Annotated in this window: 26 protein-coding genes; 11 read left to right on the top strand and 15 right to left on the bottom strand. The window is 65.5% G+C overall.

Annotated elements, in window-relative coordinates; translation table 11 throughout:
- Positions 1-3: 3 nt before the first annotated feature.
- The 6 genes from AC1DIO_RS03175 to AC1DIO_RS03150 form a co-directional block, all read right to left on the bottom strand.
- Positions 4-477, bottom strand: coding sequence for a metallopeptidase family protein (locus AC1DIO_RS03175; RefSeq protein ID WP_441489458.1), 474 nt, complete (start codon positions 475-477; stop codon positions 4-6).
- A complete protein-coding gene (locus AC1DIO_RS03170) occupies positions 477-722 on the bottom strand; it encodes a hypothetical protein (protein ID WP_113512190.1) in 246 nt (81 codons plus the stop codon). The genes AC1DIO_RS03175 and AC1DIO_RS03170 overlap by 1 nt, the downstream gene beginning before the upstream one ends.
- A 22-nt stretch (positions 723-744) precedes the next feature.
- Positions 745-2163, bottom strand: coding sequence for a 3-isopropylmalate dehydratase large subunit (leuC, locus tag AC1DIO_RS03165; RefSeq protein ID WP_441489457.1), 1419 nt, complete (start codon positions 2161-2163; stop codon positions 745-747).
- 93 nt (positions 2164-2256) lie between these two features.
- Entirely contained in the window at positions 2257-2433 is a 177-nt protein-coding gene (locus AC1DIO_RS03160) for a hypothetical protein (protein ID WP_162531536.1), read from the bottom strand.
- Positions 2434-2548: 115 nt separating this feature from the next.
- Positions 2549-2944 (bottom strand): 50S ribosomal protein L19, encoded by a 396-nt coding sequence (gene rplS / locus AC1DIO_RS03155; protein ID WP_043233560.1) that lies wholly within the window; start codon positions 2942-2944, stop codon positions 2549-2551.
- A gap of 127 nt (positions 2945-3071) precedes the next feature.
- Positions 3072-3458 carry a hypothetical protein gene (locus AC1DIO_RS03150; protein WP_441489456.1) on the bottom strand — a complete coding sequence of 129 codons (387 nt, stop codon included), beginning with the start codon at positions 3456-3458 and terminating at the stop codon, positions 3072-3074.
- Between the two features lie 454 nt (positions 3459-3912).
- On the opposite strand from AC1DIO_RS03150, the gene AC1DIO_RS03145 reads away from it, so the two are divergent.
- A complete protein-coding gene (locus AC1DIO_RS03145) occupies positions 3913-4701 on the top strand; it encodes an SDR family NAD(P)-dependent oxidoreductase (protein WP_441489455.1) in 789 nt (262 codons plus the stop codon).
- Positions 4702-4870: 169 nt separating this feature from the next.
- Here the strand turns inward: AC1DIO_RS03145 and AC1DIO_RS03140 are convergent, their stop codons facing one another.
- Positions 4871-5392, bottom strand: a complete 522-nt coding sequence (locus AC1DIO_RS03140) for a putative quinol monooxygenase (protein WP_441489454.1) — start codon at positions 5390-5392, stop codon at positions 4871-4873.
- A gap of 177 nt (positions 5393-5569) precedes the next feature.
- Between AC1DIO_RS03140 and AC1DIO_RS03135 the strand changes: the two genes are divergently transcribed.
- From AC1DIO_RS03135 to AC1DIO_RS03125, 3 genes are all read left to right on the top strand, one after another.
- Positions 5570-7648, top strand: coding sequence for an elongation factor G (locus AC1DIO_RS03135; protein ID WP_441489453.1), 2079 nt, complete (start codon positions 5570-5572; stop codon positions 7646-7648).
- Between the two features lie 158 nt (positions 7649-7806).
- The gene (locus tag AC1DIO_RS03130) at positions 7807-9522 is read left to right on the top strand and encodes an AMP-binding protein (protein WP_476768528.1); all 1716 of its coding nucleotides are present in this window, start codon (positions 7807-7809) and stop codon (positions 9520-9522) included.
- A 108-nt stretch (positions 9523-9630) separates the two neighbouring features.
- Positions 9631-10737: a sulfite oxidase gene (locus AC1DIO_RS03125; RefSeq protein WP_476853085.1), complete on the top strand. Its 1107-nt coding sequence runs from the start codon at positions 9631-9633 to the stop codon at positions 10735-10737.
- Between the two features lie 24 nt (positions 10738-10761).
- On the opposite strand, the gene mtaB is transcribed toward AC1DIO_RS03125, so the two are convergent.
- Both mtaB and dapF read right to left on the bottom strand, forming a co-directional pair.
- Positions 10762-12036 (bottom strand): tRNA (N(6)-L-threonylcarbamoyladenosine(37)-C(2))-methylthiotransferase MtaB, encoded by a 1275-nt coding sequence (gene mtaB, locus AC1DIO_RS03120; protein WP_476853084.1) that lies wholly within the window; start codon positions 12034-12036, stop codon positions 10762-10764.
- Positions 12036-12920 (bottom strand): diaminopimelate epimerase, encoded by an 885-nt coding sequence (gene dapF, locus AC1DIO_RS03115; protein ID WP_476775171.1) that lies wholly within the window; start codon positions 12918-12920, stop codon positions 12036-12038. The genes mtaB and dapF overlap by 1 nt, the downstream gene beginning before the upstream one ends.
- Before the next feature lie 139 nt (positions 12921-13059).
- On the opposite strand from dapF, the gene AC1DIO_RS03110 reads away from it, so the two are divergent.
- Positions 13060-13989 carry a GyrI-like domain-containing protein gene (locus tag AC1DIO_RS03110; RefSeq protein ID WP_476853083.1) on the top strand — a complete coding sequence of 310 codons (930 nt, stop codon included), beginning with the start codon at positions 13060-13062 and terminating at the stop codon, positions 13987-13989.
- A gap of 75 nt (positions 13990-14064) precedes the next feature.
- Here the strand turns inward: AC1DIO_RS03110 and AC1DIO_RS03105 are convergent, their stop codons facing one another.
- The 5 genes from AC1DIO_RS03105 to AC1DIO_RS03085 all read right to left on the bottom strand — a co-directional run bounded on the left by AC1DIO_RS03105 (position 14065) and on the right by AC1DIO_RS03085 (position 17635).
- On the bottom strand, positions 14065-15123 hold the full coding sequence (locus AC1DIO_RS03105; RefSeq protein ID WP_476775169.1) for an MBL fold metallo-hydrolase: 1059 nt from the start codon (positions 15121-15123) through the stop codon (positions 14065-14067).
- An 87-nt stretch (positions 15124-15210) separates the two neighbouring features.
- Positions 15211-15813, bottom strand: coding sequence for a class I SAM-dependent methyltransferase (locus AC1DIO_RS03100; protein WP_441505237.1), 603 nt, complete (start codon positions 15811-15813; stop codon positions 15211-15213).
- Positions 15814-15830: 17 nt separating this feature from the next.
- Positions 15831-16457: a LysE family translocator gene (locus AC1DIO_RS03095; protein ID WP_441505238.1), complete on the bottom strand. Its 627-nt coding sequence runs from the start codon at positions 16455-16457 to the stop codon at positions 15831-15833.
- A gap of 108 nt (positions 16458-16565) precedes the next feature.
- Entirely contained in the window at positions 16566-17000 is a 435-nt protein-coding gene (locus AC1DIO_RS03090; protein ID WP_441505239.1) for a hypothetical protein, read from the bottom strand.
- Positions 17001-17035: 35 nt separating this feature from the next.
- A complete protein-coding gene (locus tag AC1DIO_RS03085; RefSeq protein ID WP_441505240.1) occupies positions 17036-17635 on the bottom strand; it encodes a CAP domain-containing protein in 600 nt (199 codons plus the stop codon).
- A gap of 294 nt (positions 17636-17929) precedes the next feature.
- On the opposite strand from AC1DIO_RS03085, the gene ffh reads away from it, so the two are divergent.
- From ffh to trmD, 6 genes are all read left to right on the top strand, one after another.
- Positions 17930-19504, top strand: a complete 1575-nt coding sequence (gene ffh, locus AC1DIO_RS03080) for a signal recognition particle protein (RefSeq protein WP_441489442.1) — start codon at positions 17930-17932, stop codon at positions 19502-19504.
- A complete protein-coding gene (locus AC1DIO_RS03075; RefSeq protein WP_441489441.1) occupies positions 19501-20034 on the top strand; it encodes a GNAT family N-acetyltransferase in 534 nt (177 codons plus the stop codon). Before ffh ends, AC1DIO_RS03075 begins: the two co-directional genes overlap by 4 nt.
- 12 nt (positions 20035-20046) lie before the next feature.
- Positions 20047-20406: a 30S ribosomal protein S16 gene (gene rpsP / locus AC1DIO_RS03070; RefSeq protein WP_043233545.1), complete on the top strand. Its 360-nt coding sequence runs from the start codon at positions 20047-20049 to the stop codon at positions 20404-20406.
- A gap of 112 nt (positions 20407-20518) precedes the next feature.
- Positions 20519-21043: a ribosome maturation factor RimM gene (gene rimM / locus AC1DIO_RS03065; protein WP_441505241.1), complete on the top strand. Its 525-nt coding sequence runs from the start codon at positions 20519-20521 to the stop codon at positions 21041-21043.
- Positions 21027-21710: an HAD family hydrolase gene (locus AC1DIO_RS03060; RefSeq protein ID WP_441505242.1), complete on the top strand. Its 684-nt coding sequence runs from the start codon at positions 21027-21029 to the stop codon at positions 21708-21710. Before rimM ends, AC1DIO_RS03060 begins: the two co-directional genes overlap by 17 nt.
- Positions 21707-22405, top strand: a complete 699-nt coding sequence (gene trmD, locus AC1DIO_RS03055; protein ID WP_441489438.1) for a tRNA (guanosine(37)-N1)-methyltransferase TrmD — start codon at positions 21707-21709, stop codon at positions 22403-22405. Before AC1DIO_RS03060 ends, trmD begins: the two co-directional genes overlap by 4 nt.
- Here the strand turns inward: trmD and AC1DIO_RS03050 are convergent.
- Entirely contained in the window at positions 22396-22818 is a 423-nt protein-coding gene (locus AC1DIO_RS03050; RefSeq protein ID WP_476768537.1) for a rhodanese-like domain-containing protein, read from the bottom strand. The two genes, trmD and AC1DIO_RS03050, sit on opposite strands and share 10 nt — an antisense overlap.
- Positions 22819-22827: the final 9 nt, after the last annotated feature.

The following is a 22827-nucleotide window of genomic DNA, read 5'->3' as shown; positions in this document are numbered from 1 at the left end:
CGTCTATCGCTCCGCCCCGGCCTCGATCGCTTCCATGTCTTCGTCCGAAAAGCCGAAATGATGGCCGATCTCATGGACCAGGACATGGGTGACGATGGCGCCCAGGCCCTCGTCATGTTCGGACCAGTAGTCGAGGATCGGACGGCGATAGAGATGGATCATGTTGGGCATCTGGCCCGTTTGCGGGCCCGAGCCCTGCTGTGGCAGGCCGACACCGGTGAAGAGGCCGAGGATGTCGAAGGGGCTCTCGATCTCGAGTTCCTTCAGCACATCGTCCTCGGGGAACTCGGTGACGTTGATGATCAGGTCCGCGCAGAGCGCGCGGAACTCGTCCGGCAGGCGGTCATAGGCGGTCTGCGCGAGGCTTTCGAAATCAGCGGCGCTGGGCGCCTTGACCTCGTCCCAGGCAACAGCGGACGACACCTCGGCGGATGCCGAGGCGCTGGCGGATGCTTTGATCGAAGGCACGGTTCCCATCACCAGATCTTGAGCTGATGCCCCAGCCACCAGGCGAGCAGCACGACACCGACGAGCGACAGCGCGCGACCGATGCGTCTGCCCCAGAGTTCGACAGTGTCGCCTTCAGGTGCGTCGCGGCCGGAGAAGTGATCGGCGGCGCGGCCCATGGAGGAGCTCAGCAGCCCCTCCTCGTCGCGCTTGACGCGCTCCAGCACTGCCTTGGCTTCGGCTGCCCGGGCGGCTTCGCGGGGATCGCCGGTCATGACCTGTGTCCCCGCTCGCGCATCAGCCCATCTGCCTCACATCGACGAAATGACCGACGAGCGCAGCGGCTGCGGCCATTTGCGGCGAGACCAGATGAGTGCGGCCCTTGAAGCCCTGACGACCCTCGAAATTGCGGTTCGAGGTCGAGGCGGCGCGCTGGCCGGGCTTGAGCTGGTCGGGGTTCATGCCCAGGCACATCGAGCAGCCGGGCTCGCGCCATTCGAAGCCGGCGGCGAGGAAGATCTTGTCGAGACCTTCTTCCTCGGCCTGCTGCTTCACCAGGCCGGAGCCGGGGACGATCATGGCATAGTCGAGCGAGCCGGCGATCGTCTTACCCTCGACGATCTTGGCGACGGCGCGCAGATCCTCGATGCGGCCATTGGTGCAGGAACCGATCCAGATCACGTCGAGCGGGATCTCGGTCATCCTGGTGCCGGGCTTCAGGCCCATATAGTCGAGCGCGCGCCATTTCGACGAACGCTTGGTCTCATCGGCGATGTCATCCGGGTTCGGCACGCTTCCCGCGACCGAGATCACGTCCTCGGGGCTGGTGCCCCAGGAGACGATCGGCGGCAGGTTGGCGGCATCGAGCTTGACGATACGGTCGAAATGCGCGCCCTCGTCGGTGCGCAGCGTCTCCCAGTAGCGCAGGGCCTCATCCCAGGCTGCACCCTTCGGGGCCTTAGGCCGGCCGTTGAGATAGGCGAAGGCCTTCTCGTCCGGCGCGATCATGCCGGCACGTGCTCCGCCTTCGATCGACATGTTGCAGACCGTCATGCGGCCTTCCATCGAGAGGGAGCGAATGGCCTCGCCGGCATATTCGATGACCGAGCCGGTGCCGCCTGCCGTCCCGATCTCGCCGATGATGGCGAGGGTGACGTCCTTGGCGGTGACGCCCTTGGCCAGAGCGCCGTCCACCTGGACGAGCATGTTCTTGGCCTTCTTCTGGATCAGCGTCTGAGTGGCGAGCACATGCTCGACCTCCGATGTGCCGATGCCATGCGCAAGCGCGCCGAAGGCGCCATGGGTCGAGGTGTGGCTGTCGCCGCAGACGATCGTGGTGCCGGGCAGGGTGAAGCCCTGTTCGGGGCCGACGATGTGGACGATGCCCTGGCGGATATCGAGCTCGTTGAAATACTCGACGCCAAAGTCCTTGGCGTTCCTGGCCAGAGCCTCGACCTGGATGCGGCTCTCCTCCTCGGCGATGCCGGCCTTGCGGTCGGTCGTCGGGATATTGTGGTCGACGACGGCCAGCGTCTTCTCAGGCGCGCGCACCTTGCGGCCGGTCATGCGCAAGCCTTCGAAAGCCTGCGGGCTCGTGACCTCATGCACCAGATGCCTGTCGATATAGAGCAGGCAGGTGCCATCTTCCTGGCGGTCGACGATGTGGTCGTCGAAAATCTTGTCATAAAGCGTGCGGGGGGCGGTGGACGACGTCATGTCGATAAGCCTCAGTCGTGGAAATCTGTGATGCCGGCGCTCAAGGCCGGCTGGCGCAACGCAAACAGCCTGTCGCCGGCCAACGGGCCGGTCTCAGGCGCGCCTAAGGCCCGCTGCCGCCGAGGTCGTGAAACGACCGAAGAAGCGCCAGGGCAGGCGCGCATGGTCATGCAGCGCCGCAAAATCCTGCGTCGTCGGGATGCGGCGCAGGTTCGCCTCGCGGCGCACGATGCGGCAGCAGTCATCCTCACTGGGCAGGACAGTGTTCATGACGATGTTCTAGCAGTTCCAAACTGTGCCGGCAACGAAGCCGACGCCGGGCCGCCCAACGCAAAACGCGGCCCCGAGGGACCGCGTTCCGGTATTCACAACAGCGCAGTGGCGCTTACTTGGCAGCCGACTTGTCGCCCTTGGCAGGACGGGCTTCGACGCGCTCGGCGATACGGGCCGACTTGCCGCGACGATCGCGCAGATAATACAGCTTGGCGCGACGGACCTTGCCCTTGCGCACAACCTTGATCGAATCGATGTTCGGCGAATAGAGCGGGAAAACGCGCTCGACACCTTCGCCATAGGAAATCTTGCGGACGGTGAAGGCTTCGTTCAGGCCGCCGCCGTTGCGGGCGATCACGACGCCTTCATAGGCCTGAACGCGGCTGCGCTCGCCTTCCTTGACCTTGACGTTGACCTGCACGGTGTCGCCGGGCTGGAAATGCGGGATTTCCTTGCCTGCGCTCAGCTTGGCGATCTGTTCCTGGTCGATCTGCTCGATGATGTTCATGGGTCTCTCCATGGCCGTTGTCGCGTGTGTTCACGCGGGCGTTACGGCTCGCTGTTTTCAGTTGAGTGGCTGGCCATACAGGAGAGGTAGGGCCTTGTCGAGGGGAATGAGGCGCTGGTGTCGCGCGCTATTTCGCTGCCATGCCAGCTTGCCCCTGCCTGAAGACCAGCCAGCCGAACAAAGCCATGTCGACCAGCACCGTCAAGGCGCCCACGCCGGCAATCGGATCACCGGTCGCGTTTCCGGAATGAACCAGGGCCACTCCGACGGTCAGGACGAGCGTTCCGACGATCCAGATCCAGACCTGGATCACCGCACTTCTGGCGAGGTCCAAGGATGGATGCAGCCGATAGAAGATGCCGAACAGAAACAAGGAGACCCATCCCAAGAGATTGAGATGGGCATGCGCCGGCAACGCCGAATGATCTCGCGAGATTGCCATGACGATGCCCCATATCATGCCAGCGAGGGCGATGAGGACGGCGGCGCGGAAGCTCAGAGTCGATGCTTTCAAGGCAATCTCCCTCACAGGTCAGGGATCAGAATCCGGTCGGCCGGGCCGTCTTTGGTTCTATTGGGACAGGGATTTTCTGGTCAGGATAGAAAGAGGGCAGGTGGATCGCGTCATTTCAATGCAAACTCAATGAAATAGCGAGCAGCCTGGAGTGAGGATGTCCCGATCGAGGCAACAACACAAGTTCTGCTTACTTCGTATTGTGACCTCTGACCAAGCCGGTGCTATGCGACAGATCTCGAGGAGAACACAGACCGGGATCTGTCTGCGAGTCTGGCATCGCTCCATGGGCGCGCCAGGTGGTGTCGGGCGTAGCGGCTGATCGCAGGTCACTCCGTTCGCGATTTCCAATCGCATTCGGAATACCGTGCCCGCATTCACGCGCTTTGCTGGGGCGCTGCCAGGGCGCATAGCGTAGACGGACCCGTGTTCGTCTCTGTTTCGGATTGCTTCAATGCCTCAGGACATCGCCAAAGTCGCTCTCGTCACCGGCGCCGCGCGCGGCATCGGGTTGGCGACCACGAAACGCTTTCTGGCCGAGGGCTGGCAGGTCGCCTTGCTGGATATCGATGGGGCGACGCTGACATTGGCGATGGCGGAACTCAATGCACCGGACACGACGCTGGCGCTGACCTGCGACGTTGCCGAGGCTGCCGCGGTCGAAGCGGCCTTCAAGGAGCTGATGCAGCGCTTTGGCCGGCTCGATGCTCTCGTGAACAATGCAGGCACCGCCGTGTTCAAGCCGATCCTCGAGACGACGCTCGCGGAATGGCAGCGTGTGCTCGCGGTCAACCTCACCGGACCCTTTCTTTGTACGCAGGTTGCGGCGCCGCTGATGGCCGATACGGGCGGCGGCGCGATCGTCAACATCACCTCGATCTCCGGCCTGCGCGCCTCGACCTTGCGTGTCGCCTACGGCACCAGCAAGGCGGCTCTCGCCCATCTCACCAAGCAGCAGGCGGCCGAACTCGCCAGCCTCGGAATCAGGGTCAATGCAGTCGCGCCGGGCCCGGTCGACACCGCAATGGCCAAGGCGGTGCATAGCCCGGAAATCCGGGCCGACTACCATGACGTCATCCCGCTCAACCGCTACGGGCGGGAAGACGAACTTGCCGAGGCGATCTTCTTCCTGTGCTGCGAGAAGGCCAGCTACATCACCGGACAGACGCTTGCGGTGGATGGCGGCTTTGATGCGGTCGGGATCGGTCTGACGACCTTGCGTGGCGAAAGGCGCAATCGCTGATGTCGTGACGGGGGGCGCCGAGGGCATGCTTGGGGACGCTCAGGAACACGGGGCCAGCGTGTGAGGGGGCGGGAAATATTCCCTCGTAGGCGGAGGGTTTCCCGCGCTTTCAATGAACGGACCGAGTCTTGGCGCTCCGGGCTCGATCCGTCGGTTCGCGCCTCAGCATCTAAACTCGCGCTGCAAATGGCTCCATCAGGATGTAGGTGCCATCTGCCCGTTGATGCTTGTCGATCAGGGGGACGAGCCGCACGAAATGCTCGGTGCGGCAATGTGCATCGAGGGCAGCGCGATCCGGCCACTCTTCGATGAAGATGAAGTGCCCAGGGTCCTTCTGATCGATGAAGAGATCATAGGAAATGCAACGCTCTTCAAGCCGGGTCTTTTCGACGAGCTCTTCATAGAGAGGCATGACGAGCCCGATGGCCTCGGTCTTGATGAAATCCTGGGCGATTACCTTCAGCACGAGCATTCCTCTTCGATTGTAGGCCCCGCGGAGCGGCTGCTGTTTGCAGACACCACCAGCGGACTTCCTCTCCTGCACCGCTCGCCCGTCTGAAAGGTGAGCCATTCGCAGGATGCCGTGGATATCGAGCGGCATCCGACACCGTTCAAGACTGTCCGGCAGCGCTGGCCTGGGTGCGAACCGAGAGATCGCGGCTGGAACATTCTGCTTGCGCTGCGCGGCCAACAGCGCGAACCTTTGCCTCGACATCCCTCTTCGACGGCCGCCCGACCCTGTCGGGCCTGAGCGACCGCCGCCTTTCCGGCGTGGGCGCTGTGACATCGTTCTCGTCGGTTCTTCGCCGCGTTGCGCCGGGCGTCTGCTCTGACGCTGTTGCGCGGCCAAAACCCGAAGGAGGACGCTATGGCTGCGACATCAGGCAATGGAGGTTCGGCCGCCGGCAAGAGAGCTTTGGGGCCGCGATGCATCGCCATCGTTGGTCCCTTTCAAAGCGGCAAGACGACCTTGCTCGAGAGCATTCTGGAGCGCTGCGGCGCGGTTTCACGGGCCGGCTCCGTCAAGGCGAAGAACAGTGCCGGCGATGCCTCCGCGGAGGCACGGGCTCACCAGATGAGCACCGAGCCGAATGTCGCGACCGTCGATTTCCTCGGGGAGAGCTACAGCTTCATCGATTGCCCCGGCTCGGTCGAGTTCCTGCACGAGATGCGTCACGTCCTGCCTGTCGTCGATGCCGCGGTGGTGGTATGCGAAGCTGACGACCGCAAGGCACCGGCGCTCGAACTCGTCCTGCGCGAGCTCGAGGAGGCGGATATTCCGCGTTTCCTGTTCCTCAACAAGATCGACACGGCGACGCGCCGGGTGCGCGAGACACTTGGCATCCTGCAGCGCGCCTCGCGTACGCCGCTGCTGCTGCGTCAGATCCCGATCTGGCAGAAGGGCATCGCCGTTGGTTTCATCGACCTCGCTCTCGAGCGGGCCTTCATCTACCGCGAGCATGCGCCGAGCGAGATCGTGCCCCTCGGGTCGGAGGAGGTCGGCCGCGAGAAGGAAGCGCGCTTCTCGATGCTGGAGAAGCTTGCGGACTATGATGATGAGCTGATGGAGGATCTGCTGGGCGACATGGAGCCGCCGCAGGATCGGATCTTCGACGATCTCGCGCGGGAGCTGCAGCACCGCCACGTCGTGCCGGTGCTGATTGGCGCGGCCGAGCGGGGCAATGGCGTCACGCGGCTGCTCAAGGCCCTGCGGCATGAAGCGCCTTCGCTTCCGGAAACCCGCGGGCGCATCGGCGTCGTCGAGGACGGCGCGCCGTTGGCGCAGGTGATGAAGACTTGGCATTCGAGCCAGGGCGGCAAGATCTCACTGGCCCGCGTATTGCGCGGGCGGCTCGCCGAGGGCGACGTCGTGACCTCGTCCAGCGGCGTCGAGACGCGCATCGGCGGTGTCATCGAGTTGAAGGGAGCCGAGCAGACGCGCAAGCCTGCCGCAGAAGAGGGACAGGTTGCCGCCTTTTCCCGGCTGGAAGGGGTGCGCACGGGGGATGCGCTGGCTGCTGGCAAGGTCCGTCCAGGCGTCGTGACGTCGGTTGCTCCGCCCGAGCCGGTCCATGCGCTCGGGATCAGCGTCAAGGATCGCAAGGATGACGTCCGGCTCACCGCTGCGCTCGGGCGCATCGCGGAGGAAGATCCCGCGCTGACCGTGTCGCACCTGCCGGAGTTCGGCGAGGTGCGGCTCTCGGGGCAGGGCGAGATGCATTTGCGCGTGACAATGGAGCGGTTGTCCGGGCGCTACGGCGTTTCGGCTCAGAATCATCCACCTGAGATCGGTTATCGCGAGACTATTCGCGGCAAGGCCAGCGCGCGTGGGCGGCATCGCAAGCAGAGCGGCGGGCATGGCCAGTATGGCGATGTGGTGCTCGAGGTGGCGCCGATCGAGCGCGGCGAGGGCATTCGGTTCGTCGACCGCATCACGGGCGGCGTCGTGCCGAGACAGTACATCTCTTCCGTCGAGGCCGGTGTGCGGGATTTCTGCCAGAACGGGCCGCTTGGCTTCCCGCTCGTCGATATCGAGGTGACGTTGACCGACGGCTCCTACCATACCGTCGATTCCTCCGACATGGCGTTCAGGCAGGCAGCGCGGCTGGCCATGGCGGACGCAATCCCGCAGGCCAGATCCGTGCTGCTCGAGCCGATCCTCGCCGTCGAGGTCGTCATTCCATCGGACGCGATGTCGCGGGCCTCGGCCATCGTTTCTGCAAGGCGCGGCCAGATCCTGGGCTACGACGCCCGGCCGGGATGGCGTGGCTGGGATCAGATCAACGCCCTGATCCCGGAAGCGGAAATGGGCGGTCTGATCGTGGAGCTGCGCTCGGCGACCTCGGGCGTCGGTTCCTTCAGCGTCAGGTTCGACCATCTTGCAGAACTCGCCGGCAAATCGGCCGATGCCGTCGTGGCGGCGCAGGCCCTGGCGCATGGGCGCTGAAACCCAGGTGTGACCTAAAAGGTTCATATATAAACCTTGTGGCAACGGCAGAGCGGCGGGCGCTTGCGCCCGCCGCTTTCGTTCCGCACTGTATGGTTACAACAAGGCAGAAACGCTCGCGTGAGTGGGAAAATGCCTGCGAGACGGGAGGAGCGACGATGAAGGTGACGAGCGCCGCACAGGCAGCAGCGGATCCGCGGCCCTGGCTGGCGCATTATCCGCCGGCGGTTCCGCCGGTGATCGATCAGGCCAAGGTCGGAACGCTCGCCGATCTGATCAGCCATGCCGTCACGACCTATGCCGCGCGCCCGGCCTTCGAGAGCTTCGGCAAGGCGATCAGTTTTGCGGAGGTCGGGAAAGCCGCCCGCGCCTTCACTGCCTGGCTGCAGGCCCGCGGCTTCAAGAAGGGCGACCGCATCGCGTTGATGATGCCCAACATCCTGGCCAATCCGGCCGCGATCTTCGGAACGCTGCTCGGCGGCTACACGGTGGTGAACGTCAATCCGCTCTATACGGCCCGTGAGCTGACCCATCAGCTCAACGACTCGGGCGCCCGCGTGCTTGTGGTGATCGAGAATTTTGCCCATGTCGTCGAGGAGGCCCGACCGAATCTCAAGCTCGACCAGATTGTCCTGGCGACGGCCGGCGACCTGATGGGCTTCAAGGGGGCCATCGTCAATTTCGTGGCCCGCAGGATCAAGAAGGTCGTCAAGCCGTTCAACCTGCCGGGCGCGGTCCCGCTGAAGACTATTCTCGCCGGCCCATCGACGATGACACCGGTCGTCGTCCTGCCCGAGGATGTCGCCTTCCTGCAGTATACCGGCGGTACGACCGGCGTCGCCAAGGGCGCGACTCTGACCCATCACAACGTCGCGTCCAATGTCGAGCAATGCGCGCTCTGGCTGGGCTGGGGGCTCGAGCCACCGCTCGGCCGCAGCGACTACCAGCATGTCATGGTCACGGCGCTGCCGCTCTATCATATCTTCGCGCTGACCTGCTGCTGCATGTTCATGCTGCGGATCGGCGCAAAGGGGCTCCTGATCGCCAATCCACGCGATATCGCGGGCTTCATCAAGATCCTGAAAACGAGCCGCTTCACGCTCTTCTCCGGTGTCAACACGCTCTACAATGCGTTGGCCAACCATCCAGAGATCGAGAATGTCGATTTCTCGGAATTGCGTTTTGCGGTGGCGGGCGGCATGGCGACGCAAGCGGTGGTCGCCAAGCGCTGGCGGGAGGTCACCGGGCGGCCGATCGTCGAGGGCTACGGTTTGTCCGAGACCTCGCCAGTCGCCTCGGCCAACCGGCCCGACATTGCCGAGTTCACCGGCACGATCGGGTATCCGCTGCCCTCGACCGATTTCGCGATCCGGGATGTCGACGGCAATGACATGCCGATGGGCGAGCCGGGCGAGGTCTGCATCCGCGGCCCGCAGGTCATGCGCGGCTATTGGCAGCGACCGGACGAGACCGCGAAGGTGATGACCCCGGACGGCTATTTCCGCTCGGGCGATATTGGTGTTCTGTTGCCCGACGGGCAGATCAAGATCGTCGACCGGATGAAGGACATGGTGCTGGTCTCCGGCTTTAACGTCTATCCTAATGAGGTCGAGGACGTCCTCGCCACCCATCCGGGCGTGCTCGAATCTGCCGTCATCGGCCTGCCCGACGAGCATTCCGGTGAGGCGGTGACGGCTTTCGTGGTCAAGAGGGACGCCAGCCTGACAGCCGACGAGTTGCGCAGCTTCTGCAAGGACAATCTCACCGGCTACAAGGTGCCGAAGCAGATCATCTTCCGTGACAGCCTGCCGAAGACCAATGTCGGCAAGGTGCTGCGCCGCGCCCTGCGCGAGGAGGTCACGGCCAAGGGCTGAACGGCACGACTTGATCGAGCGGGTGGGTTTGACTAGCGTTTGCACGGAATCCGGTGGCCGTGATCGTGCAGCGCCGACCTTCCCGCCCGCTCGGAACAAGGCAGCTATTTGCCCCGTCGACTCATCGAACTGCCGCTGCTGCGCCGCCTCAAGCCCGGGCTCTATGTCCATGACGAGGAGGCGCTGAATGCCGAGCCGGCGATCGGGCTGCTCGATACTCCGATCACACCGGTCGATGCTTTCTTCATTCGCAACAATGGCGCCTTGCCTGAGATTGCTGCCCCTGAAGCATGGACGCTGACGCTCGACGGGGAGGTCGAGCGGCCGGCGACCTGGACGCTTCAGGAACTGCCGCGCGAGTTCGAGACCGTCACCGTCACCGCCGTGCTCGAATGCGCCGGCAACGGGCGCGTGCAGTTCTCGCCCAGGACCGACGGGTTGCAATGGCGGCTCGGCGCGGTGGGCTGCGCGCGCTGGACCGGGGTTCGGCTCAAGGACCTGCTGGCTCATGCGGGTTTGCTGCCCAGCGCTGTCTATACGGCGCATTACAGCCCCGACCGTGCGATCAAGGACGAAACCAAGGACTCGCTCTCGCGTGGCCTGCCGATCGCCAAGGCGATGAGCGATGAGACGCTTGTCGCCTTCGCGATGAATGACGAGCCGTTGCCGCGTCTGCATGGCGGACCGCTGCGCATTGTCGCGCCCGGCTTTCCGGGCTCTGCCTGGCAGAAATGGCTGGACCGGATCACCATCCGCCCTCGCGAGCATGACGGCGAGAAAATGCGGGGCACCGATTATCGCATGCCGGTCGTGCCGATGCGCCCGGGTGAAGCGATAGACGAAAGCCTGTTCGCCGTGCTCACCGACATGCCTGTGAAGTCGCTGGTCACGGCGCCCCTTGAGGGCTTCACGGCTGTGGCCGGAACGCCATTCGCGGTTCGCGGCTTTGCCTGGAGCGGAGCGGTCCCGATAGCGGCGATGGACCTATCGTCCGATGGCGGCAAAACCTGGTGCGACGTCGCACTCGAGCCGGCGGAAGGCGCATTCGCCTGGCGCCGTTTCCAGACGATGCTGACCATTGCCGTGGCGGGGCCGGTGACGATCATGGCTCGCGCGCGGGATGTCGAAGGCCGGGTTCAGCCACTCGAGACGCCCTGGAATCCGCGCGGGTACTGCAACAATCAGGTCCACCGCGTAGCCGGAATGGTGCACTGATCGCGCCGTTCTGCGCCTTCGCCGTCAGGCTGCCAGCAGGGCATTGCCATTGGCGCCGGTGGCGCAGGCTTCGACGATCTCTCCGGCCGCCACATCGCGCGCGAAACGGAGCAGCGTGAAATCCTCGGCGCGGCCCGTATTGCCGCGTTCCGTCAGCACACTGAGCGGCCGGCCGATACGGGCCTGCAGATGGCGCGCATGGGCGGCTTGTGCCGCGGCGCGCAGGCGTGCGGCCCGGTCGCTGATGATCTCGCCGGGCAGTTGCGGCATTCGGGCGGCCGGGGTGCCGGGCCGGGCCGAATAGGGGAAGGCGTGAACATAGCTCAGGCCGCATTCGTCGATCAGCGAGAGCGAGCGGGCGAACATCGCCTCATCCTCGGTCGGAAACCCGGCAATGAGATCGGCGCCGAAGACGATGTCGGGGCGCAGCGCCCGCATCTCCGCGCAAAACCGGACGGCGTCTTCGCGGCAATGGCGCCGCTTCATCCGCTTCAGGATGAGGTCGTCGCCGGCCTGGAGCGAGAGATGCAGATGCGGCATCAGCCGCGGTTCGGTCGCAATGGCCTGGCGCAACGCATCGTCGACCTCGACCGCGTCGATCGAGGAGAGGCGCAGGCGCGGCAGGGCGGGCAGGGCGCGCAGGATGGTCTGCACGAGTTCGCCGAGCGTCGGGAGCTCCGGCAGGTCCCGGCCATAGCTCGTCAGGTCGACGCCGGTCAGCACGATTTCGCGGGCGCCATTCTCAACCAGCTTGCGGCACTGGCCGAGGACCGCTGCGACGCCGAGCGAGCGTGAATTGCCCCGGCCATAAGGAATGACACAGAAGGTGCAGCGATGGTCGCAGCCGTTCTGGACCTGAACGAAGGCGCGGGTATGGGCTGCAAAGGCGTTGGGCGACAGCGTCTGCAGCGTGGTCTCGCGCATGATGTCGGAGACGGTCGTCTTGTCCTCGGGATTGACCTCGGCGTCCGAGGCCAGGCTGTTCGAACGGGCGAGCGATATCCAGGTCTCGGCCCGCATCTTTTCGGCGTTGCCGAGGACGCGCGCGGTCTCCGGCATTGCCGCGAAGACGCCGGATTCGACCTGCGCGCCGCATCCGGTCACGATGACGGGCCTGTCAGGCTGTTCGCGCTTGAGACGCCGGACGGCCTGGCGTGCTTGCCGCATGGCCTCCGTCGTCACGGCACAGGAGTTGACGATCGCGACGTTGCCAAGGCCGGCTGCCTCCGCCTGCGTCCTGATTGCCTCGCTCTCGACGATATTGAGGCGACAGCCGAAGGTGACGACTTCGAGCGTCATCAAGTCGCGCTTTCGAACAGCGCCGGCTCGAGCACGCCCTCCCACTCGAACGCGACTGGGCCGGTCATCAGGACATGGTCGTCGCTTGCGCGCCATTCGATGATGAGATCGCCGCCCGGCAAGCTGACCACCGCCTTGCGCGCCGACAATTCGCGCCGCACAGCGGCGACGAGCGCGGCACACGCGCCGGAGCCGCAAGCCTGGGTGATGCCCGCCCCGCGTTCCCAGACGCGCAGCACGATATGGTCGGGAGCCTTCACCGCGGCCAACTCGATATTGGCCCGATCAGGGAAAATCGGGTGGTTTTCGAGCAGCGGCCCGATCTGCTCCAGGTTGAAGGCGTAGGGATCGTCCACGAAGAAGACGGCGTGGGGGTTTCCCATATTGACCGCGCAAGGCGTGTGCAGGATCGGCTCGTCGATCGGCCCGATCTGCAGCTCGAAGCGGCTGGTATCGTGGAACGGATCTGCCAGCGGGATCTCGTCCCAGGCCAGCTTCGGTCGGCCCATGTCGACGGTGAAGACGAGATCGTCGATGCGCGAGGCGGGGAGCAGTCCCGACTTGGTTTCCAGCAGCAGCTCGCTCCGGTTACTGTCACCCATCCGGGGATCGGCCAGCATGGCCCAGGCGACGCAGCGCGTGCCATTGCCGCAAGCGCCGGCTTCCGAGCCGTCCGTGTTGTAGATGCGGATGAAGGCATCCGTGCCGGGCGTGCGCGCATCGTGCAGCACCATTAATTGGTCGAAATGCGCGCGCGGCTCCGCGGCGATGGCACGCGCCTCCGCTTCGCTGACTTTCAGCCTGGTGCCGCGCAGGTCGAGCACGGTGATCTGGTTGCCGAGCCCGTTCATTTTCAGGAACCGGCGATGCGCCAATGCGTTCATTTGGTCACAGGTCCAACAAAGAGCGGCTATATGAGGGAGCTGACGCGAAAAAGCCACCCTTCCAGCCGTTCCTGCGCGCTCACGGACATTCTATGCTGCGGCGCAAGGGCGCGAATCGCTCCTCTCTGTCAGGGCTAAGATGATGCGGCATTTCCGGGTTGGAATTCTGGCTGTCGCAGGCGTGTTCGCCGCCGGCTCCCTCGCCATCGCACAAACCCGGGTGGCTCCGCCCACGCCGGTGGAGGCTGCTCCCCTTGCGCCGCCGCCGGGCGCCGCATCGCCGAGCCCGGCTCCCGTCCAGGCCGTGCCCGTGCAGGCGCCGACACAGGCCCCGGCAGACAGCCTGACGCCCCCGCCCGTGCCGCTACCGGCGCCGCCTGTGACGCCGCCGCCATCGGCGGGCCAGCCGGTGCCAAGCGGGCCGATACCGCAGGGCGCTGCGCCGCCACCTCCCGCGCCGCCTCCGCCTCTGGTCCCTGCCCCGGCCACGCCGGAGGCTCCGCCTGCTCCGCCGCTTCCCGCTCCACCGGTCGCACCGCAGCAGCGGCAGTCGACCGTTGTGCCCGACCCGAACGCGACGCTCGCGGGCAAACCGGGCGACCCGAGCGATGTCGACGAGGTGCAACTGGTGCCTAAGCCGGTGCTCGCGATCTCTGGCCAGTCGAGCTGGGATCAGGGCTTCCAGCGTTTGGTCGAGAGTTTCCGTATCCTGCGCGAGCAGGCCTCACGATCGGCGCTTTCGGTCGCCGGCCGGCCGCTGACGCTCTTCATCGAGACGGACGATAGCGGCTTCCGCTTCGAGGCGATGCTGCCTGTGGACCGGGCGCCGGACGGTGCGGTGCCGCTCGCCAATGGCGTGCGGTCGAGCACGAGCCCGGCTGGGCTCTCGCTGCGTTTCGTGCATACGGCGCCCTATGACGACATCGATTCCACCTATGAGACGATCACGGCCTATCTCGAGGCCAAGAACATCAAGGTGAAGGACGCCTTCCTCGAGGAATATGTCACCGATCTCAAGGACCCGGGCGATCCGAACCTCGAGATCAACGTCTACGTGCAACCGCAATAGGCTTCGGCTTTAGCGAGCACCTTGCTTCGGCCGGCAGCTCTCAGCCGGTCGCGATGTGCCGCCAGCAGATCGTCCTCAGGCGTTCCAGCTCAGTCCGGGGCGCATCGGCCGAAAGCGCTCCTCGGGCAGGTTCGCTTGCGCAAGGGCGAGCTTCAGGGCTTCGGGCGGACGCTCGATGCCTTCGTCGGTCAGTTGGAATGTGCCCCAGTGGTGTCCGAGCGCCTGCTCGGCGCGTAGCGAGAGCATGACCCTGACGGCTTCTTCCGGATTCATGTGGTTGTCGCCCATGAACCAGCGCGGCTCGTAAGCGCCGATCGGCAGCACAGCCAGGCGGAACGGGCCATGCTCGGCACCGAGCCGCTCGTAGAGCGAGCCATCGTGATAGCCGGTATCGCCGATATGGAAGACCTTGCCCAGTGGGGTTTCGATGACGAAGGAGCACCAGAGCGCCATGCGGCGGTCGAGCGTGCCGCGCGCCGACCAGTGATAGGTCGGAACCAATGTCGCGGTGACGGCGTCGGACAGGGCGACCTTCGCTTTCCAGTCATAGGCCTCGGCGTGGATGGCGGGATTGCGGGCGCGGATGATCGTGTCGTTGCCGAGCGGCATGATCATGCGCGGCTTGTCGCGCCGGTGGAGCGCGTCGAGTGCCGCGAGGTCGAGATGGTCGTAATGATTATGCGTGATCAGCACGACATCGATCTTCGGCAGGTCGTCGAAGGCGACGCCCGGAGCGTTCACGCGTCGTGGGCCAGCGAAGGAGAAGGGGCTGGCGCGCTCGGAATAGACCGGGTCGACCAGCACATTGAGCCCGGCGATCTGGTAGAGGAACGAGGCGTGGCCGAGATGGACGATGCGCAGGCCCTCGACACGCGCAGGTGGCTTGTCCTGCGTCGGGGCCGGGTAATGCGCCGGAAAGGCCTCACGCTCGCGCTTCGAGGTCTGCCATCTCAGGACGTCGAGCAGGCCCTTGTTGACCGGCCGGCCATCGGTGAAGCGCAGTCCGTCGAAATTCTCGCTGACCGGCCCTTGGTAATAGGGGTTGCGCGAGCGTGAGAATGCGGCCCAGGCCATGCCAGTCGAGCTGAGCAAAGCGGAGACACCGAGAAGCGAGAGGAGTTTGCGGCGGTTCATGGCGGGAGAAGTGGGGCCTGTTGCGGCGGGGTCAAGCCCTGCGATCCTGCCCCGGAAAGAGAGCCCCGCCCACAGGAAACCGCATCGTCACGGCATCTTGAACGCTGTGACATGCAGCCAATCGGTGGGCTCGCGGTCATAGCCGCTCCCGATTTCCTCGACGATGTCGAGCCTGGACCAGCGCCCAGTGCCGTACGCGCCGCGCAGCCATTCGGGCGACGGGTAGTTGAAATAGCGGCCGAAGCGGTCGCGGCCGTCCTGCTCTCCAGCCTTGAAGCTGGCATAGAAGACGCCGCCAGGTTTCAGCGCGGCATGCACGCGTGCGATCATGGCAGGCAGGGCCGCACGGGGGACGTGGAGCAGGCAGGCATTGGCCCAGATTCCGTCAAAGGCCTCATGCTCGGCGAGGTCCTCGAACAGGAGGACAGCCACCGGACGACCGAGGCGGCGCTCTGCCTGTGCCGCGAGTTCTGGAGAGCCATCGGTCGGCAAGACGTCGAAGCCCTGCGCCAGCAGCGCCTCGCTGTCCTGTCCGGCGCCGCATCCAAGTTCGAGCACGCGTCCGCCGGGCGGCAGCAACGACATGAAGCCCTGAAGCTTCGCGCGGCTCGCCGCCTGGCCGCGCGACGCATAGGCTTCGGCCTCGCTCGCGTAGAAATCGAGCGTGTGGCTGTCCTTGCCGTCGCGCATGCTGGCTCTGCCCATTATCAGTGGTTGCCCGAGCGTATCGCCACGGTCGCGATGCCGGCACCGATCAGGAGCGTTCCGCCAGCCTTGTTGAACAGGCCGATCGCACGCGGATTGCTGACCACCGAACGGGCACGCGAGGCGATCAGCGCGTAGCCCAATGCATTGGCGAAGGCGAGCGTGATGAAGGTTGCCTCGAAGATCAGCATCTGTGTCCAGAAATCGGCCTTGGCGTCGAGAAACTGCGGCAGGAAGGCGACGAAGAAGGTGATGCTCTTCGGGTTGAGAGCTGTCACCAGCCAGGCATGGCCGAGCATCTTCAAGGCCGAGGCAGCATCCTTGCGGGGTTCGGCATTCAGGCTGCCGCCGGCGCGGAAGAGTTTCACGCCGAGATAGACGAGATAGGCTGCGCCAACCCATTTCAGCGCGGTGAACACAGTCGCCGAGGCTGCCAGCAAAGCGCCGACCCCGAGCATCGAGAGCGTCATTGCGGTGAAATCGCCGAGCGCGACGCCGACTGCCATCGGGAAGGCGGTGCGCCAGCCCTGGCCCAGGGCATAGGACATCACGAGCAGGATCGTGGGGCCCGGGATAACGAGCAGGACGGCGGTTGCGGCCGCGAAGGCGGCCCAGGCTTCGAAGGTCATGGCGAGGCTCCCGAGGTTGCAGCCCGAGCAATCCCGAGGCGCGAGACTTTGTAAAGAGGCCGCCGCAGCCTCAGCCGCCGCGGCCGCTACGAGGCGCGTAATGCGGCCTCAGCGACGAGCGCTCGAGATGAATTTGCACATCGCCGCGCGGGTGCCGCCTTCCTCCGCGATCTGTCCCGGCTGCACGGTGAAGACGATGTCGACCCGCGTACCCTTGCCGCTCGGGCGTGCGGTCACGCGAAGCGTTTGCGGGCGGCCGGATCCGGTCACTTCCTGGAGGGCGGAAATCGTGCCGAGTGATTTGTCGACCTGGATGCCGTCGAAGCCGTCGGCCGCCACGGCCCTGGCAAGCGCGGGCAGCACCACGGCCGGCGCCCGGTTGGGGATGAGATCCCAGGTCCGGTAGGTGAGGGCGGTGAGCATCGGAACACCGGCCGATTTGAAGTTGCTGGCGCAGGGTTGGGCCTGAGCTTGAGCCTGGGACAGGCCGACAAACAGGGAGGCTGCCGCAAGGGCGATCAATTTCGGCGCAGCGTAAGGCATCTCGCAATCCGTATTCAAAAGGGGGGACGCGACAACTACCGCCCTGCAATCTGCCTGTCACCTTCAGCGCGAACCCTGCGTAAACTTTCCACCGGAACGAGCGGCCCGGCGTCTACCGTCCTACGGGGCTGCGGGTCAGCTGCGACAACCAGGGCCCAATAGGCGCGGTACTGAGTGCGTGGGTCCTTTGCCAGCGCAATGCCGAAGCGCGTCGCCTCGGGCATGCGCAAATTCGCGTCATGTCCCGACGATTGACGCCACCCCGCAAAAGCCTCCTCGGTTGAATAGTAGCCGCCTCCCAGATTCTCGGCTGCACGGCCCGTATTCAGCCCGGCCGCGTGCACGCGGGCCGTGAAGTTGCCGCCGACATCGTGCGAGAGCGCGTTGCCGGCGACCATCGCGTCGGCCTGGCGCTGGGCCATCGCCGTCAACGCGGGGTCGAGCCGCACGGGGCCGAGGCCGAGACTGGCGCGATAGTTGTTCAGGATTCGCGTTGCTGCGGCGCGGTCGACCTGTACCGCGGCCAGCTTCTCGGCGGATTTCGGATTGATGGGGCCCGTGCGCAGTGGTTCGGTGGCGCAGCCAGCGGTCAGGAGGGCGGTGGCGAGAAGGGCGGCAGCAGCGGTTCGGGTCATGCGATCAGGACGATTCTGTTGTTGATCGGGTCAGATCAGCTAGCGGTCAATCGCGGCGAGATTGCCACCATGCGTCCGCAATCTTGACTTTCGCCACATTCTGACGCTTTAACCCCAGCATTCGTTTCGCCGACATCGACGAGACCGCATCCGCCGACCGGGCCGCTCGCATGAGCCATGAGAGCCCGGAGGTCAACGCCCGACAGCGCGTCTGCGCCCTCGGGCGCGAAACCGCTTGGGGGTGATGTCCGTTCTGTTGGATGAAAGAGCCGTACAAAACCGACAAGGGGCCGCATGTTCGGCACATTGAGCGACAGACTCTCCGGCATCCTCTCGGGCCTGACCCGCAGGGGCTCGCTGACCGAGGACGACGTCAACGCAGCCCTGCGCGAGGTTCGCCGCGCGCTGCTGGAGGCGGATGTCGCGCTCGAGGTCGTGCGCAGTTTCACCGACAAGGTACGTGAGCGCGCGGTCGGCGCCGAGGTTCTGAAATCGGTCACGCCCGGCCAGCAGGTCATCAAGATCGTCAACGACGTCCTGATCGACACCCTTGGCGGCGAGGGCGAAGGCATCACGCTCGATTCGGTGCCGCCGGTGCCGATCCTGATGGTCGGCCTGCAGGGCTCGGGCAAGACGACCTCGACCGCCAAGATCGCCAAGCGCCTCAGCGACCGGCACAAGAAGCGGGTGCTGATGGCCTCGCTCGACACGCGCCGCCCCGCTGCCATGGAGCAGTTGGCTATCCTCGGCCAGCAGGTCGGTGTTGATACGCTGCCCATCGTCGCCGGCCAGTCGGCCGTCCAGATCGCGCGCCGCGCGATCGAGGCCGGCAAGCTCGGCGGCTTCGATGTCGTCATGCTCGACACCGCCGGTCGCGTCACGCTCGACGAGGCGCTGATGGCGGAAGTCGCCGATGTGAAGGCTGCGACGAACCCGCATGAGGTGCTGCTCGTCGCCGACGCGCTGACCGGCCAGGACGCGGTCAATACGGCGCGTGCCTTCGACGCGCGCGTTGGGCTCACCGGCATCGTGCTGACCCGTATGGATGGCGATTCGCGCGGTGGCGCGGCGCTCTCGATGCGTGCCGTCACCGGTAAGCCGATCAAGCTGGTCGGCACGGGCGAAAAGACCGATGCCCTCGAGGATTTCCATCCCTCGCGGGTCGCCAATCGTATCCTCGGCATGGGCGACATCGTTTCGCTCGTCGAGAAGGCGGCCGAGACGATCGATGCCGAGCAGGCGCAGGCCGTCGCCCAGCGCATGGCAAAGGGCAATTTCGATCTCTCCGACATGCGCACGCAGTTGCAGCAGATGGAGAAGATGGGCGGGCTCGGCGGCATCATGGGTATGCTGCCCGGGATGAAGCAGGCTCAGAGCCAGCTCGCCAGTTCTGGCGTGGGCGACCAGATGTTCAAGCGCATGATCGCGGCGATCGACTCGATGACGCCGGCCGAACGCAAGAACCCCGACCTTCTCAAGAACAGCCGCAAGAAGCGCATCGCGGCAGGGTCAGGTACCTCGGCAGAGTCAATCAACAAGTTGCTCAAGATGCACCGCGGTATGGCCGACGCAATGAAGGCGATGTCGAAGCAGAAGGGCGGCATGCTCGGCAAGCTTGGCCAGATGTTCGGCATGGGCGGCGGCGGATTGCCGCCGGGCATGCCTGATCCGTCCAAGATGGACCCGGCCCAGCTCGCGGATCTGCAGAAGCAGCTCGGCGCTGGCGGCGGGCTGCCTTCGCTGCCGCCGGGCGGTTTCCCCGGCCTGCCCAAGGGCGTGACGCCGCCCGCCGGCATGATGCCGAAACTGCCCGGATTGGGCGGCCTGCCTGGTCTCGGCGGCAATCCGTTCGGCGGGAAGAAGAAGTGATCCCCGTCCTCGAGACCGAGCGCCTGGTGATGCGCGGCTGGGCCAAGGGCGATTTCGATCGCGTGGCCGCGTTCCTGGGCGACGAGCAGCTGACCCGTTTCGTCGGTGGCGCCAGCGGGCGCGAGGATTCGTGGCGTCGCTTTGCCAGCATGGCCGGCCATTGGTCCCTGCTGGGTTTCGGTCTCTGGGCCCTCGAGGCCAAGGAAGACAGCCGGCTCGTCGGCTGGTGTGGGCTGCTCTCGCCGGAAGGCTGGCCCGAGCCGGAGATCGGCTGGAGCCTTTTCGCCGGTGAGCATGGGCGCGGCTACGCGACCGAAGCTGCGCTGCGCGCTCGTGACTATGCCTATCGTGACTTGGGTTGGACGACGCTGATGAGCTTCATCCACCCCGACAATCGACCCTCGATCCAGGTTGCCGAGCGTCTCGGCGCCAGATTCGAGAAACCCTTCGTGATCCGTGGCTGGGAGGTCGGCATCTACCGGCACCCGGCTGCCGAGCCTGCGAAACAGAAGCCTGCAAACCTGAACTGACTGGAGATTATCATGTCCCTGAAGATCCGCCTCACCCGCGGCGGCGCCAAGAAGCGCCCCTATTACCGCATCGTCGTCGCCGACGCCCGTTCGCCGCGCGATGGCCGCTTCATCGAGAAGATCGGCGCCTATGATCCGATGAAGGCGAAGGATTCGCCGGAGCGCGTCGTGCTCGACCTCGAGAAGGCCAAGGCCTGGCTCGCCAAGGGCGCCCAGCCGACCGATCGCGTCCTGCGTTTCCTCGACGCTGCTGGCCTGCTGAAGCGTCCGGCCCGCAACAACCCGGCGAAGGCCGTTCCCGGCGAGAAGGCCAAGGAGCGCGCCGAGAAGAAGGCCGAGAAGGCCGCTGCTCCGGCTGAAGCTGCTGAGTGAACCTTTTGAGACGCGGCCGCCTTTCGGGGCGGCCGCGCCGATTTCTTCCTTTACTCCTTGGTGATTATGGGTTCCGGGCTGCTCGCTTCGCGGTGACCCGGAATGGCGTTTGATGGCTGATAACGAACTCGTCCTGCTCGGCATCGTCGGGGCGCCGCATGGCGTCAAAGGCGAGGTGCGGATCAAGGCCTTCACGGCCGATCCGCTCGATATCGCGGCCTATGGCGCGCTGATCGACGATCACGGCCGCCGTTTCGAAATCGCGGAGATCAGGCCCGCCAAGGAAGTGGTCATTGCCCGCCTGAAGGGCGTGACCAGCCGCGAGGCGGCCGAAACCCTGACTGGGCTCAAGCTCCATACCGAGCGAGCAAACCTGCCGCCGGCCGATGATGAGGACGAGTTCCTCCAGGCCGATCTGGTCGGCTGTTCCGTGGTCGGGCCGCAAGGCGAGCCTCTCGGCGAGGTCACGTCCGTCGACAATTATGGCGCCGGCGACCTGCTTGACATCCGCACTCCGGATGGCCGCTCCGTGCTGATGCCGTTCACCAAGGCCTTCACACCCCGAATCGACATCGCGGCGCGACGGATCGAAGCGGACCCTCCGGCCGGATTGTTCGAGGATGTCGATGACAAGTGAAACCTCGATCCGCGCCCTGATCTTCGACATGGATGGCACCATCGTCGACAACATGCGCTTCCACGATGATGCCTGGGAGGCGTGGCACAAGACCGAGAACCTCGCCTTCGACCGGGCAAGCTTCTTCAGCCGCACCGCTGGCAAGGCCAATCTCGAAATCCTTTCTGCCTATTTCCCGGAGGCTGAGGATGCTGAGCTCGAAGCGCGCGGGCTGCGCAAGGAAGAGCTCTATCGCGCGGCCTATCGCCCCCATGTCGCGGCGTTGTCTGGTCTGCTCGCTCTGATGGCGCGCGCCGAGACTGCCGGGATTCCGATGGCGGTCGCTTCCGCTGCGCCGCCGGCCAATATCGACCTCGTGCTCGATACGCTTGGTCTGCGCTCGCGCTTCGCCACGATCGTCTCGCCATCGCAGGGGTTTCGGGGCAAGCCGCATCCCGACATGTTCCTGGCGGCCGCCGAGCGCATGGGCGTGGCTCCCGAAAGCTGCCTCGTCTTCGAGGACGCGCCGCTGGGCGTCGAGGCCGCGAAGCGTGCCGGCATGCGGGCCGTCGCGATCCTGACGATGCTCGAGGCGGGGGCCTTCTCCGGCTTCGACAATGTCATCGGCAGTGCCAGGGATTTCGCAGCGCTGGACGGGCATCCGTCGCTGCGCTTTGCTTCGGCATGAGCTTTCGCGCCTCGATCCTGACCCTCTATCCCGAGATGTTTCCCGGCCCGCTCGGTGCTTCCCTGGCGGGGGAGGGATTGCGCAAGGGATTGTGGCAGCTCGATACCCACCAGATCCGCGACCACGGCATCGGCCGTCATCGCAATGTCGACGACAACCCGGCTGGCGGCGGTGCTGGCATGGTGCTGCGCTGCGACGTGCTGGCAGCTGCGATCGATGCGGCGGTTCCGGTCGACGATCCAAGACCGCGCCTGCTGATGTCCCCGCGCGGGCGCAGGCTGGATCAGCGCCAGGTCCGCGATTGGGTGGCCGGCGATGGCGTCGTCATCGTCTGCGGGCGCTTCGAGGGCGTGGATGAACGGGTGATCGAGGGGCGCGGCCTGACCGAGGTCTCGATCGGCGACTACATCCTCTCCGGCGGCGAGATGGCGGCGATGGTGCTGCTGGATGCTTGCGTGCGCCTGATTCCCGGCGTGATGGGCAAGGAAGCCTCCGGTTCGGAGGAGAGTTTCGAGAACGGCCTGCTCGAATATCCGCACTATACGCGCCCGCGCGAGTGGGAGGGCAGGGGGCTGCCCGAGGCGCTGCTGTCGGGAGACCACGCTCGCATCGCCCGCTGGCGGCGCGAGCAGGCTGAGGCGATCACGCGCGAAAGGCGGCCGGACCTGCTTTCGGGCCGCAGATCTCAGGGATAGGCCGTCACCGGCAACTGCTCGGCCAGCCAACCCTTGTCGCCGGGATTGCCGAGCAGGCCGCCGCGGACATCGACAATGTCACGCCAGCCGCGGCCGGCGAGCTTGCGCTGCAGCGAGCTGCTGCGGTTTCCAGTACGGCAGATCAGCGCGATGGTCTTGCCGGGATTCTCGAGCCGTAGCGCGGCAAGCCACGCCTCGAAGGCGCTGGCCTCCATATCCAACCTGATGGCGCCGACCGGCACGCCGGTATCGGCCCATTCCTCTGGTGTCCGGATATCGACGAGAATCAGCGTGCCGGCCTTGGCTCCGTCATAGGCCTGCCGCACGGAGAGCGACGGAGGCCCAGATTGCGCCACGGCCGCCCCCGCGAGGAGCGGGGCGGCCGTCAGGATCAGAAAGGAGCGGCGGTTCATGCCGCAAGC

The organism is Allobosea sp. 05T439, from assembly GCF_056396005.1.
This window is presented reverse-complemented; position numbering and strand designations above follow the sequence as displayed.